Source organism: Mesorhizobium sp. WSM4976 (assembly GCF_029625685.1).
In the GTDB taxonomy this organism is placed as follows: domain Bacteria; phylum Pseudomonadota; class Alphaproteobacteria; order Rhizobiales; family Rhizobiaceae; genus Mesorhizobium.
In genome coordinates, this window is the sequence record NZ_JARTVT010000007.1 from 1 (window position 1) to 12916 (window position 12916).

Here is a 12916-nt window from a genome sequence, read left to right on the forward strand (position 1 = left end):
GCACCCCTTACGATCCCCAAAAACACCCCGCCGCAAACGCCTTGCTCACAACAGGTTGACACAGGAAGTCTCATGCGACGACACCCAGGCGCTTCTTGGCCTCGGCGATCGGCAGCGTCTCGCGCTCGCCCGACTTGCGGTTCTTGATCTCGACCTCGCCCGTCGCCACACCGCGCGGACCGACGATCACCTGCCACGGCAGGCCGATCAGGTCGGCGGTGGCGAATTTGCCGCCGGGCCGCTGGTCTGTGTCGTCATAGAGCACGTCCTTGCCGGCCGAAGTCAGCGCTGCATAGAGTTCGTCGCAGACCCGGTCGCATTCGGCGTCGCCAGCCTTCATATTGATCAGGCCGATATCGAAGGGCGCCACCGCTTCCGGCCAGATGATGCCGTTCTCGTCATGGCTTGCCTCGATGATCGCCGCGACCAGGCGCGACGGGCCGATGCCGTAGGAACCGCCAGACGCAAAGTGGTCCTTGCCGTCGGGGCCAGTCACCTTGGCGTTCATCGGCTTGGAGTACTTCTCGCCGAAATGGAAGATATGGCCGACCTCGATGCCGCGCGCCGAAAGCCGGTCGCTTTCGGCGACTTTCTCCCAGGCTGCCTCCTCATGCATTTCATCGGTGGCCGCATAAGGGGTCGTCCATTTCGTCACGATGTCGCCGATCTCGGCGTCGTCGGAAAAGTTGGTGTCAGCGCCGGGCACGTCGAGCGCGAGATAGGCGCGGTCGCAGAACACCTGGCTCTCGCCGGTCTCCGCCAGGATGATGAACTCGTGGCTGAGATCGCCACCGATCGGACCCGTGTCGGCGCGCATCGGGATGGCCTGCAGGCCCATGCGCGTGAACGTCCTGAGATAGGAAACGAACATGCGGTTGTAGGCGGCCCTCGCGCCCTCGAAATCAAGGTCGAAGGAATAGGCGTCCTTCATCAGGAACTCTCTGCTGCGCATGACGCCGAAGCGCGGACGCACCTCGTCCCGGAACTTCCACTGGATGTGGTAGAGATTGAGCGGCAGGTCCTTGTAGGACTTGACGTAGGCGCGGAAAATCTCGGTGACCATCTCCTCGTTGGTCGGACCGTAGAGCATGTCGCGGTCCTGGCGATCCTTGATGCGCAGCATCTCCTTGCCGTAATCGTTGTAGCGGCCGCTTTCGCGCCAAAGATCCGCTGACTGGATGGTTGGCATCAGAATTTCCAGCGCGCCGGCGCGGTTCTGCTCCTCACGGATGATCTGGCAAACCTTGTCCAGCACACGCTTGCCCAATGGCAGCCACGAAAAGCTGCCCTGCCCCTGCTGGCGGATCATGCCCGCGCGCAGCATCAGCCGATGCGAGACGATTTCGGCCTCGCGGGGATTTTCTTTGAGAATGGGCAGGAAGTAGCGCGACAAACGCATGGACTGGTCCGTGAATGAAAATGGCGGCGCGGGGGAATCGGCGCAACCGAGGCTGCTTGCCCGGGCTTCATAGCCATTTCATGACCGAATGGAAACCCGAGGGGCCCAAAGTATCGGGTGCTTCTGCACCTTACCAAAAAGGCGATTTTGGCTGCAAAGTGCCGCAAATGGCTTTTTGATCGATTCACAAGCAAGCCCTGCCGCACTATTGTGCAGTGCAGCACGATATTGCCTGTTTCCGGGCAAAATTCTTCGTGACATTTTCACCTGCCTTGGTCTAGTGTGCGCCAATAACCGAGAGGGCGGAGAAAAATCTGCTCTCCTACGCGGTCAAAGTCTTGGGAGGATGCGATCTAGGCGCGGTAACTCGCTGCCGCCGGACACCGGAAACGGATCGGACGCGTTTAAATTGCAAGGCCTCGTGCCTTGCATTTTTTTTGTGCAATCATCTGCTTAGCACAGCCCTCTGCCAAACAGCTTGACCGTCCTGCGCCCGCGAAAATCGGAAGCCGGCTTCCGATCCCAACCCTTGCGCGCGCGTGCTTCGCAATACTTGGGAGAACTGTGTCCTCAGCCTCAGTGATGGGTATTCGGACTAAAGTCCGGCATGATCCGCATGATGTCGTCGAAGCTGAACCCCAGTCCCATCGTCAGGCCGTAGAAAGTGCCCATCACCACCACCGTCACGATCGTCGCGCGCAGAAAGGCGCGCCGCATATGCGGCCCGCGCGGCGCGCTGGAAACCGTGCCAAGCGTGACGTCCTGGTCGTCGTCCTGGGTGCGCAGGCTGAACGGAAGGACGATAAATAGCGCCAGCCACCAGGTAACGAAGAACAGCGCGACGAGCAGCACCCAGTTCATGCCTGCTCCAGTTCGACCAGCGTTCCGAAGAAATCCTTGGGATGCAGGAACAGCACCGGCTTGCCATGCGCGCCGATCTTCGCATTGCCGTCGCCCAGCACGCGCGCGCCGCTTGCCTTCAAGTGATCGCGAGCAGCCAGGATATCGTCGACCTCATAGCAGACATGATGCATGCCGCCCGAAGGGTTCTTTTCGAGAAACGCCGCGATCGGCGAGGCATCGCCCAGCGGCTCCAGCAACTCGATCTTTGTGTTGCCGACATCGACGAACACCACCGTCACACCGTGCTCCGGCAGCGCCTGCGGCTCGCTCAATCGCGCGCCCAGTGTATCGCGATAGGCAGCCATTGCCGCGGCGAGATCCGGCACGGCAAGCGCGACATGGTTCAGGCGTCCAAGCATAAAGCGCTCCGCTTTTAGGGGAGTAAGGCAGTAGGGCAGTAAGGGAGTAGGGAAAAAACAAGGCACAAGAAAGCAACCGCTCGTTCTTCCTTACTCCCCTACTGCCTTACTCCCCTATCCCCTTATTCGTCACCGCGTGACGAACACCGTCACCAGCGGCTTCTTGCCCCAGGCTTCGTTGGCGGCGGCGCGCACGGCGCGGCGCACTGCTTCCTGCACCAGGTCAAGGTCTTTTCGACGCTGGCGCGGAATCGAGTCCACGGCGCCGATTGCCGCATCGAGCATCCGGTCTTCCAGCGTCTCGCCGCTGGCATCCGCCTCGGCGACGCCGATCGCCACCAGGTCAGGGTCGCCGGCAAGCTCATATTTGTCGTCGAGCACTACATTGACCGCCACGTGGCCGGCGAAGGAGAGCTTGCGGCGGTCGCGTATGCCCATCGCCTGGTCGGTGCCGATCAAGAACCCGTCCTTGTAAAGCCGGCCGAACGGCAACTGGTCGATGATCGTCGCCGGGCCGGGCCACAGTCTCAGCATGTCGCCGTCGCGCACCTGCGCCACCTGGCCAATGCCCGACATCGACATCAGCGAGCCCTGCGCCACCAGATGCGCCGCCTCGCCATGCACGGGAACGCCGATCTGCGGCCGCACCCATTCATACATCTTGCGCAGCTCACTGCGGCGCGGATGGCCCGAGACATGCACCAGCGCGTCGCCGTCCTCGATGATCTTCATGCCCAGGTCGATCAGCCGGTTCTTGATCTCGAGGATCGCCCTCTCGTTGCCGGGAATGGTACGCGAGGAAAACACCACCGTGTCGCCGGCCGTCAGCGCCACCGACTTCATCTCGTCGCGCGACAGCTTGGCAAGCGCGGCGAGCGGCTCGCCCTGGCTGCCGGTGCAGATGATCACCAGGTTCTCGCGCGGGATATAGCCATAGTCTTCCTCGGCTATGAACTCCGGAAGGCCATCCATGTAGCCGAGCTCGCCCGCCACATCGATGACGCGCTTCAGCGAGCGGCCGAGCACCAGGCACTGCCGGCCGGCATCGCGCGCCGCGCGCGCTATCGAGACGATGCGCCCGACATTGGAGGAGAAAGTGGTGACCGCGACGCGGCCCTTGGCCTTCTCGATGACGCCCTTGAGGCCTTCGCCTACGGCCACTTCCGACGGCGACTCCCCTTCCCTCAGCGCGTTGGTGGAATCGCAAATCAGCGCCAGAACGCCCTTGTCGCCATAGGCGCGGAACCGCGCCTCGTCGGTCTTCGGCCCGATCGTCGGCTCCGGGTCGATCTTCCAGTCGCCGGTATGGATTACGGTGCCGGCCGGCGTGGTGATCGCAAGCGACATCGGCTCGGGAATCGAATGCGCCACCGGAATGGCCTCGATCTCGAAAGGTCCGATGGAGAATTTCTCGCCGGCCCGGTAGATCGATGCCGGAATCTTCGGTGCGTTCTGCTCGCCCTGCCGCTTGGCTTCAAGCAGGCCTGCGGTGAACGGCGTCATCCAGACCGGCGCCTTGAGCCTCGGCCAGATATCGAGCAACGCGCCGTAATGGTCCTCATGCGCGTGGGTGATCACGATGCCGCGCAAGCCGTCGATATTCTCTTCGATGAAACGCGTATCGGGCAGGATGAGATCGACGCCGGGATGCGCGCTATCGGGAAAGGTGACGCCGACATCGACGACGATCCATTCGCGCGCGTCAGCGGGCCCATAGCCGTAAAGGGCGAAATTCATGCCGATCTCGCCGACGCCGCCCAGCGGCGCGAAGACGAGCTCGGCGTTTTCCTTATTCGCCATGAATTCTTTCCTTCCTGACCGTCAGGTCAAGCCGTTGGGCCAATTCCGGGAAAACCGCAGTCAATGACTTCGTCCAGAATGGCGCAAAATAAAACTATACCCTGGCCGAGGCGACAGCGCCGAAATGCACGTCGCCAGCCGCGATCGTCAAAACCGATCCTTGATCGTCGCGGATCACGAAACGGCAGTCCTCGTCAATGGTTTCGAAGATGCCGCGCACCACATTGCCGTCAATTCTGACAGCAACCTCGCCCCCGAGCCCCGCCGCGCGGGCAAGCCAGCGCTTTCTGACGGCATTGAGCCCACGGCCGTCATCCCAGAGCCTGGCATTCTCGCTCCAGGCATCGGACAGTGCCAGGAACAGTGTTTCGGCGTCGCAGTCGGCGCCCAGCGCCTGCAGAGATGTCGCCGGATAAGGCAGATCCCGCGGATAGGCCACGACATTGACGCCGATGCCTATGGCAACCGCGAAGCGGCCGCCTTGCAGCATCGTCGATTCCAGCAGAATGCCGGCAAGCTTGGCGCCCGCAGCCAGCACGTCGTTTGGCCATTTCAGCTCGAAGCGGTTGCGACCCTGGCTCGCGCCGTCGACGGCAACGGCGATCCGGCCCTTCGGCACGACTGCGTCGAGCGCCTCAGCCAGCGCCAGCCCTGCGACGAAGCCAAGCGTCGCGGCCAGCCGAAGCTCGCCGCCCGGAACCAGGAGCAGTGTCGCCGCAAGATTGCCTTCGGGCGTCGCCCAGGCTCGGCCGCGCCGGCCGCGACCGCTCTCCTGCTTTTTCGAAACGACCCAAAGCTTGCCGGGATCGCCGGTGCGCGCGTGCTCCAGCGCCAGCGCGTTGGTGGAGCCGACGCTGTCATGCGCCTCGAGCCGGAACCCCTCCGACGCCGCGGTTGGAGCCAGCCGAAACGCCATGCCGTCAGAAGAAGGTCTTCGCGGCGGCTTCGGCATAACTGCCGATCGGCCCGCCGATCAGCACATAGAACAGCACGAAGGCGCCGCTGACGCCGAGCACTAGGCGCAGTTCGCTCGCCATCGGCACAAAACCGCCGACCGGCTCGTCGAACCACATGATCTTGATGATGCGAAGGTAATAGTAGGCGCCCACCACCGAGGCCAGAACGCCGATGATCGCCAGCGCATAGAGATGTGCGTTGATGGCGGCGAGGAACACATACCATTTTCCCCAGAAGCCCGCGAGCGGCGGAATGCCGGCCAGCGAGAACATCAGGATGGTGAGGATGGTGGCCATGACCGGGTTGGTCGAGGCAAGGCCGGAAAGGTCGCTGATCTGCTCGACATTGCCTTCCTTGCGCCGCATGGCAAGGATGAAGGCGAAGGTGCCGAGCGTCATCACCAGGTAGATCAGCATGTAGATGGCGACGCCGCGCACGCCGGCCTGGCTGTTGGCGGCAAGGCCGACCAGCGCGTAGCCCATATGGCCGATCGAGGAATAGGCCATCAGGCGTTTGATGTTGGTCTGGCCGATGGCCGCGAACGCGCCGAGCGCCATCGAGGCGATCGAGATGAAGACGACGATCTGCTGCCAGTCCGAAGCGATCGGCTTGAAGGCGCCCATGGTGACGCGCACGATCAGCGCCATCGCCGCCATTTTCGGCGCCGCGGCCAGGAAGGCGGTGATCGGGGTCGGCGCGCCTTCATAGACGTCCGGCGTCCACATGTGGAACGGCACGGCGGAAATCTTGAAGGCAAGGCCGGCGAGCACGAACACCAGGCCGAAGACAAGTCCGAGTTGGCGCTCGCCGCTGCCCAGGGCCGTCGCGATCTCCTGGAAACCGGTGTTGCCGGTATAGCCGTAGACGAGGCTGATGCCGTAGAGCAGCATGCCCGAGGACAGCGCACCGAGGACGAAATATTTCAGACCCGCCTCGGTCGAGCGCAAATTGTCGCGGTTGATCGCCGCCAGCACATAGATCGCCAGCGATTGCAACTCGAGCCCTAGATAAAGCCCGATCATGCCATTGGCTGAGATCATGAGGAGCATGCCGAGCGTGCAGAGCAGCACCAGGACCGGGAATTCGAACTTGTCGAAATGCTCCTGGCGGGCAAAGCGCATCGACATGACCAGCGTCACCGCCGAGCCGATCAGCGCCAGCATCTTCATGAAGGCGCCGAAGGCATCCTGCACGAAGGCGCCGCCATAGGCAGCGCCCTGCCCCCCGGAGAAGACCAGCCAGAGTCCGGCCACCACCAGAACGAGGACAGCCAGGCCGGTCACGGTCATGGTGTTGTTGGAGCGCGAATAGGCTCCGATCATCAGCAGCACCAGCGCGCCAACGGCGAGGATCAATTCCGGCGTCGAGAGCGAAAGGCTGGAGAGAAGGTCCGGCGTCATGGTCTATTCCCCAGTCAGTTCGCCGCCGCGGTCTGCGCGGAATTGATGGAAGCGGTGACGTTGGTGACGAGCGACTTGACCGATTGGGCCGTCGCGTCGAACACCGGCGCCGGGTAGACGCCGAAGAAGATGACCAGCACCACCAGCGGGTAGATGATCGCCTTCTCGCGCGGCGAAAGATCGAGCAGGTTCTTCAGGCTGTCCTTGGTCAGCGCTCCGAAGATCACGCGTCGATACAGCCAAAGCGCGTAAGCCGCCGACAGGATGACGCCGGTCGCGGCGAAGAACGCCACCCAGGTGTTGACCTTGAACACGCCGAGCATGGTCAGGAACTCGCCGATGAAGCCGCTGGTGCCCGGCAGGCCGACATTGGCCATGGTGAAGATCATGAACACTGTCGCGTATTTCGGCATGTTGTTGACCAGACCGCCATAGGCGTCGATCTCGCGCGTATGCATGCGGTCGTAGATGACGCCGACGCACAGGAACAGCGCGCCCGACACCAGGCCGTGGCTGAGCATCTGGAAGATCGCGCCCTGCACGCCCTCCTGGTTCATGGCGAAGATACCCATGGTCACGAAGCCCATATGGGCGACCGACGAATAGGCGATCAGCTTCTTCATGTCCTCCTGCATCAGCGCCACCAACGAGGTGTAGATGATGGCGACTACGGAGAGCGTGAACACCAGAGGCGCGAACATCGCCGACGCTTCCGGGAACATCGGCAGCGAGAAGCGCAGGAAGCCGTACCCACCCATCTTCAGCAGGATGGCTGCCAGGATGACCGAGCCCGCCGTCGGCGCCTCGACGTGGGCATCGGGAAGCCAGGTGTGCACCGGCCACATCGGCATCTTCACCGCGAAGGAGGCGAAGAAGGCCAGCCACAGCCAGGTCTGCATGTTGGCCGGGAAGTGATGTGTCAGAAGAGTCGGGATGTCCGTGGTGCCCGACTGGAAGAACATCGCCATGATGGCGAGCAGCATCAGCACCGAACCGGCAAGCGTGTAGAGGAAGAACTTGAACGAGGCATAGACGCGCCGCTTGCCACCCCATACGCCGATGATGATGAACATCGGGATCAGGCCGGCCTCGAAGAAGACGTAGAACAGCACGATGTCGAGCGCGCAGAACACGCCGATCATCAGCGTTTCGAGGATAAGGAAGGCAATCATATAGGCCTTGACCCGCTTCTCGATCGCTTCCCAGGAGGCGAGGATGGAAAGCGGCATCAGGAAGGTCGTCAGGATGACGAACAGCATCGAGATGCCGTCGACGCCCATGTGGTAGGAAATGCCCGAATCCAGCCAAGCGTATTTCTCGACGAACTGGAAGCCGGCCTGCGAATTGTCGAAGCCTTTCCAGATGAACAGAGACACCAGGAAGGTGAAAGTTGTCGTCGCAAGCGCGATACCGCGGATATTGCGGCGCGCGTTTTCGCTGTCGTCGCTGATCGGCAGAATGAAGAGAACACCAACCAGCGGCAGGAAGGTGACCAGCGAGAGGATTGGCCAGTCGGTCATCAGAGCATCATCCAGGTGACGAGAGCGGCCACGCCTATCAGCATGGCGAAAGCATAGTGGTAGAGGTAGCCAGTCTGCAGCTTGACGACGCGGTTGGTAACATCGACGACGCGCGCCGAGATGCCGTCCGGTCCGAGGCCGTCGATGATCGTGCCGTCACCGGTCTTCCACAGGAACCTGCCGAGGCGCTTGGCCGGCTGCACGAACAGGAAGTCGTAGAGCTCGTCGAAATACCACTTGTTGAGCAGGAAGGCGTAGAGCAGGCGGTGGTTGGCGGCGACGCTGCGCGGCAGTTCCGGCGAGCGGATATAGAATTTCCACGCAACCAGCAGGCCGATCACCATGGCCACGAACGGCGCCAGTTCCACCCAGAGCGGCAGTTCGTGGATCTCGTGCAGGATGTGGTTGTCCGGCAGCGTGAACAGCGACGCTTTCCAGAATTCGGCATAGCCCTCGCCGATGAAGGCGCCATGGAAGATGATGCCCGCGAACAGCGCGCCGGCCGCCAGCACATAGAGCGGCACCAGCATCACCGGCGGCGATTCATGGACATGGTGCATGACTTCGTGGCTGGCGCGCGGCTCGCCGTGGAAGGTCATGAAGATCAGGCGCCATGAGTAGAAGCTGGTGAAGCAGGCCGCGACCACCAGCAGGATGAAGGCGAAGCCGGCGACGGCATTGTGGCTGGCGAAGGAGGTCGCGATGATGGCGTCCTTGGAGAAGAAGCCGGCGGTGCCGATCACCGTTGCCGGAACACCCACACCGGTCAGCGCCAGCGTGCCGACGATCATCATCCAGTAGGTGGCGGGGATGAGCTTGCGGAGCCCTCCCATCTTGCGCATGTCCTGCTCGTCCGACACGGCATGGATGACCGAGCCGGAGCCGAGGAACAACAGCGCCTTGAAGAAGGCGTGCGTGAACAGATGGAAGATCGCCGCGCCATAGGCGCCGACGCCGAGCGCCACGAACATATAGCCGAGCTGCGAGCAGGTCGAATAGGCGATGACGCGCTTGATGTCGTTCTGGACGAGGCCGACGGTCGCCGCGAAGAAGGCGGTGAAGGCGCCGATGAAGGTGACGACGGTCAGCGCCGAGTGCGACAGCTCGAACAGCGGCGACAGCCGCGCCAGCATGAACACGCCGGCGGTCACCATGGTCGCGGCATGGATGAGCGCGGAGACCGGCGTCGGGCCTTCCATGGCGTCCGGCAGCCAGGTGTGCAGCGGCACCTGCGCCGATTTGCCCATGGCGCCCATGAAGAGCAGCAGGCAGACGACGGTCAGCGCCGTCTGCTTGTCGAGCGCATGGCCGAGGAAAGTCAGCACGGCGGCGCCGGCAGGTGCGCCTTCGGCCGGCAGAAATGACGCCGCATTGGCAAACACGGTGCTCAGATTGACCGAGCCGAACAGCACGAACACGCCGAAGATGCCGAGCGCGAAGCCGAAGTCGCCGACGCGGTTGACGACGAAGGCCTTGATCGCCGCGGCGTTGGCCGACGGCTTCTTGTACCAGAAGCCGATCAGCAGGTAGGAAGCGAGACCGACGCCTTCCCAGCCGAAGAACATCTGGATGAGGTTATCGGCGGTCACCAGCATCAGCATGGCGAAGGTGAACAGCGACAGATAGGCGAAGAAGCGCGGCCGGTTCGGATCGTGGTGCATGTAGCCGATCGAATAGATATGAACCAGCGCCGACACGGTGTTGACGACGACCAGCATCACCACCGTCAGCGTGTCGATCCTGAGCGCCCACGAGGCGTCGATGCCGCCCGACTGGATCCAGCGCAGCACCGGCACGGCGAACACCTCGCCATGGCCGAAGCCGACGGTAAAGAAGGCGATCCAGGACAGCACCGCCGCGATCACCAGGAAGCCGGAGGTGATGTATTCGGAAGCCTTGGCGCCGAGCGAATTGCCGAACAGGCCGACAATCATGAAGCCGAGCAGCGGAAGGAAGACGATAGCCTGATACATGGTGGTGCCCGTCAACCCTTCATCGCGCTCACGTCTTCGACCGCGATCGAACCGCGGTTACGGAAGAAGACGACAAGAATGGCAAGACCGATCGCGGCTTCGGCAGCCGCGACCGTCAGCACGAACAGGGCGAACACCTGTCCGACGAGATCATGCAGCGCCGCCGAGAACGCGACGAAGTTGATATTGACCGCGAGCAGGATGAGTTCGATCGACATGAGAATGACGATGATGTTGCGGCGGTTCAGAAAGATGCCGAACACGCCGAGCGTGAACAGGATCGCCGATACGGTCAGGTAATGTGCAATGCCGACGACCATCTCAGATGCCCTCGCCCGATTTGACCTTGCGGATTTCCATGCCCGTGGCCGGCGTGCGGGCGACCTGCGCGGCAATCGACTGCCGCTTGACGCCTGGTTTGTGGCGCAGCGTCAGCACGATGGCGCCGATCATGGCGACCAGCAGCACCAGGCCGGAAATCTGGAAATAATAGAGGTAGTCCGTGTAAAGGATATCGCCTAGCGCGGCCGTGTTGGAACGCGTGGCGAGATCCGGCGTTGCCTTGGCGACCGTCGAGGCAAGCTGAGGCGCGAATGTGTAGCCGCCGAGCACGATGATCAGCTCCGCCGCGAGGATCAGCCCGACCAGCGCGCCGATCGGTGCATATTGCAGCGCGCCCTGCTTCATCTCGGCGAAGTCGACGTCGAGCATCATGACGACGAACAGGAACAGCACCATCACCGCGCCGACATAGACGACCAGCAGGATCATCGCCAGGAACTCGGCGCCCGTCAGCATGAACAAGCCGGCGGCGTTGAAGAAGGTGAGGATCAGGAACAGCACGGAATGTACGGGGTTGCGCGACGAAATGACCATGAAGGCCGACGCCACGGCGATAAAGGCGAAGAGGTAGAAAAAGGCCGCCTCTAATCCAGTCAGCATGGGATTCCCCGGGTTCTTGTCGGGTCGGACATTCGCCCTCTCCGTACTCTCTGGCTTCGTTCCGCCTCCGGTACCGAAGCCGCGTGTTCCTTAGACGAGGCCGCTCGCCCCGTCCATGCGTCAAATGTCAGCGATAAGGCGAGTCGAGCGCGATGTTGCGCGCCAGCTCACGTTCCCAGCGATCTCCGTTCGCGAGCAGCTTTTCCTTGTTGTAGTAAAGCTCCTCGCGCGTCTCGGTCGCGAATTCGAAATTCGGCCCCTCGACGATGGCGTCGACCGGGCAGGCTTCCTGGCAGAAGCCGCAATAGATGCACTTCACCATGTCGATGTCGTAGCGCACGGTGCGGCGCGTGCCGTCATTGCGGCGCGGACCGGCCTCGATGGTGATCGCCTGCGCCGGGCAGATCGCCTCACAGAGCTTGCAGGCGATACAGCGTTCCTCGCCATTCGGATAACGGCGCAGCGCGTGCTCACCTCGGAAGCGCGGGCTGGTCGGCCCCTTCTCGTGCGGATAGTTGATCGTTTCCTTCGGCGCGAAGAATTGGCGCATCGACAGGAAGAAGGCGCTGACGAAATCCTTCAGCAGCAGCGATTTTGCGGCCTGGGCCAGAGCGGACATCACGCAAACCCCGTGATCTTGAGGAAGGCCGCGGTGGCGACGACCATGAACAGCGACAACGGCAGGAACACCTTCCAGCCCAGCCGCATCAATTGGTCGTAGCGGTAGCGCGGCACGAAAGCCTTCACCATGGAGATACCGAAGAACACGAAGCAGACCTTCAGCACGAACCAGATGACGCCGGGCACCCAGGTGAAGGGCGCGAACTCAAACGGCGGCAGCCATCCGCCGAGGAACAGGATGGTCGCCAGGGCGCACATCAGCACGATCGCGACATACTCGCCGAGGAAGAACAGCAGGAACGGCGTCGACGAGTATTCGACCATATGCCCCGCGACCAGCTCCGATTCGGCTTCCACCAGATCGAAAGGCGGACGGTTCGTTTCGGCCAGCGCCGAAATGAAGAAGACCACAAACATCGGGAACAGCGCCAGCCAGTTCCAGTCGAGGAAAGTGTTGGGCAGGCCGAGCCGCGTGCCGAGCCCATCATGCTGCGACAGCACGATGTCGGAGAGATTCAGCGATCCGGCGGTGAGCAGCACGGTCACGATCACGAAGCCGATCGAAACTTCGTAGGACACCATCTGCGCGGCCGAGCGCAGCGCGCCGAGGAACGGATATTTGGAGTTGGATGCCCAGCCGCCCATAATCACGCCATAGACCTCGAGCGAGGAGATGGCGAAGACGTAAAGGATGCCGACATTGATGTTGGCGACCGCCCAGCCTTCGCTGACCGGAATGACCGCCCAGGCCGAAATCGCCAGCACGGCCGACACCAGCGGCGCCAGCAGGAAAACGCCCTTGTTGGCACCGGACGGGATCACCGGCTCCTTGAAGACGAATTTCAGAAGGTCTGCGAAGGCCTGGAGCGTTCCCCACGGGCCAACCACGTTCGGGCCGCGGCGCAATTGCACCGCCGCCCAGATCTTGCGGTCGGCGTAGAGAATATACGCCACGAAGACCAGAAGCACGACGATCAGCACGACCGACTTCAACAGGATCAGCAGCGCGGGCAGGACGTAGAAGGAGAAGAAGGTATCCATG

General features: G+C 62.3%; 12 protein-coding genes. All 12 read right to left on the minus strand.

The window, feature by feature from the left end; translation table 11 throughout:
- Positions 1-70: 70 nt before the first annotated feature.
- The gene (proS, locus tag P9272_RS10145) at positions 71-1399 is read right to left on the minus strand and encodes a proline--tRNA ligase (RefSeq protein WP_128258142.1); all 1329 of its coding nucleotides are present in this window, start codon (positions 1397-1399) and stop codon (positions 71-73) included.
- Positions 1400-1975: 576 nt separating this feature from the next.
- Positions 1976-2260, minus strand: a complete 285-nt coding sequence (locus tag P9272_RS10150) for a DUF1467 family protein (protein ID WP_128258143.1) — start codon at positions 2258-2260, stop codon at positions 1976-1978.
- Complete coding sequence (gene mce / locus P9272_RS10155; RefSeq protein ID WP_128258144.1) at positions 2257-2661, minus strand: methylmalonyl-CoA epimerase; 405 nt, start codon at positions 2659-2661, stop codon at positions 2257-2259. The genes P9272_RS10150 and mce overlap by 4 nt, the downstream gene beginning before the upstream one ends.
- 129 nt (positions 2662-2790) lie before the next feature.
- Entirely contained in the window at positions 2791-4461 is a 1671-nt protein-coding gene (locus P9272_RS10160; RefSeq protein ID WP_128258145.1) for a ribonuclease J, read from the minus strand.
- A 94-nt stretch (positions 4462-4555) separates the two neighbouring features.
- A complete protein-coding gene (locus P9272_RS10165) occupies positions 4556-5377 on the minus strand; it encodes a biotin--[acetyl-CoA-carboxylase] ligase (RefSeq protein WP_278160449.1) in 822 nt (273 codons plus the stop codon).
- Positions 5378-5381: 4 nt separating this feature from the next.
- On the minus strand, positions 5382-6818 hold the full coding sequence (gene nuoN / locus P9272_RS10170) for an NADH-quinone oxidoreductase subunit NuoN (protein ID WP_278160450.1): 1437 nt from the start codon (positions 6816-6818) through the stop codon (positions 5382-5384).
- 14 nt (positions 6819-6832) lie between these two features.
- On the minus strand, positions 6833-8338 hold the full coding sequence (locus P9272_RS10175) for an NADH-quinone oxidoreductase subunit M (protein ID WP_128258148.1): 1506 nt from the start codon (positions 8336-8338) through the stop codon (positions 6833-6835).
- The gene (gene nuoL / locus P9272_RS10180; protein WP_278160451.1) at positions 8338-10311 is read right to left on the minus strand and encodes an NADH-quinone oxidoreductase subunit L; all 1974 of its coding nucleotides are present in this window, start codon (positions 10309-10311) and stop codon (positions 8338-8340) included. Before nuoL ends, P9272_RS10175 begins: the two co-directional genes overlap by 1 nt.
- A gap of 11 nt (positions 10312-10322) precedes the next feature.
- A complete protein-coding gene (gene nuoK, locus P9272_RS10185) occupies positions 10323-10631 on the minus strand; it encodes an NADH-quinone oxidoreductase subunit NuoK (protein WP_027168992.1) in 309 nt (102 codons plus the stop codon).
- 1 nt (position 10632) lies between these two features.
- On the minus strand, positions 10633-11253 hold the full coding sequence (locus P9272_RS10190) for an NADH-quinone oxidoreductase subunit J (protein ID WP_278160452.1): 621 nt from the start codon (positions 11251-11253) through the stop codon (positions 10633-10635).
- A 127-nt stretch (positions 11254-11380) separates the two neighbouring features.
- The gene (gene nuoI / locus P9272_RS10195; RefSeq protein ID WP_042643165.1) at positions 11381-11872 is read right to left on the minus strand and encodes an NADH-quinone oxidoreductase subunit NuoI; all 492 of its coding nucleotides are present in this window, start codon (positions 11870-11872) and stop codon (positions 11381-11383) included.
- A complete protein-coding gene (gene nuoH / locus P9272_RS10200) occupies positions 11872-12915 on the minus strand; it encodes an NADH-quinone oxidoreductase subunit NuoH (protein WP_128258150.1) in 1044 nt (347 codons plus the stop codon). The genes nuoI and nuoH overlap by 1 nt, the downstream gene beginning before the upstream one ends.
- Position 12916 lies beyond the last annotated feature (1 nt).

Coding starts and splice junctions, on each gene's coding strand:
- proS (WP_128258142.1), bottom strand. CDS start 1,399: ATGCGTTTGTCGCGCTACTTCCTGCCCATTCTCAAAGAAAATCCCCGC.
- P9272_RS10150 (WP_128258143.1), bottom strand. CDS start 2,260: ATGAACTGGGTGCTGCTCGTCGCGCTGTTCTTCGTTACCTGGTGGCTG.
- mce (WP_128258144.1), bottom strand. CDS start 2,661: ATGCTTGGACGCCTGAACCATGTCGCGCTTGCCGTGCCGGATCTCGCC.
- P9272_RS10160 (WP_128258145.1), bottom strand. CDS start 4,461: ATGGCGAATAAGGAAAACGCCGAGCTCGTCTTCGCGCCGCTGGGCGGC.
- P9272_RS10165 (WP_278160449.1), bottom strand. CDS start 5,377: ATGGCGTTTCGGCTGGCTCCAACCGCGGCGTCGGAGGGGTTCCGGCTC.
- nuoN (WP_278160450.1), bottom strand. CDS start 6,818: ATGACGCCGGACCTTCTCTCCAGCCTTTCGCTCTCGACGCCGGAATTG.
- P9272_RS10175 (WP_128258148.1), bottom strand. CDS start 8,338: ATGACCGACTGGCCAATCCTCTCGCTGGTCACCTTCCTGCCGCTGGTT.
- nuoL (WP_278160451.1), bottom strand. CDS start 10,311: ATGTATCAGGCTATCGTCTTCCTTCCGCTGCTCGGCTTCATGATTGTC.
- nuoK (WP_027168992.1), bottom strand. CDS start 10,631: ATGGTCGTCGGCATTGCACATTACCTGACCGTATCGGCGATCCTGTTC.
- P9272_RS10190 (WP_278160452.1), bottom strand. CDS start 11,253: ATGCTGACTGGATTAGAGGCGGCCTTTTTCTACCTCTTCGCCTTTATC.
- nuoI (WP_042643165.1), bottom strand. CDS start 11,872: ATGTCCGCTCTGGCCCAGGCCGCAAAATCGCTGCTGCTGAAGGATTTC.
- nuoH (WP_128258150.1), bottom strand. CDS start 12,915: ATGGATACCTTCTTCTCCTTCTACGTCCTGCCCGCGCTGCTGATCCTG.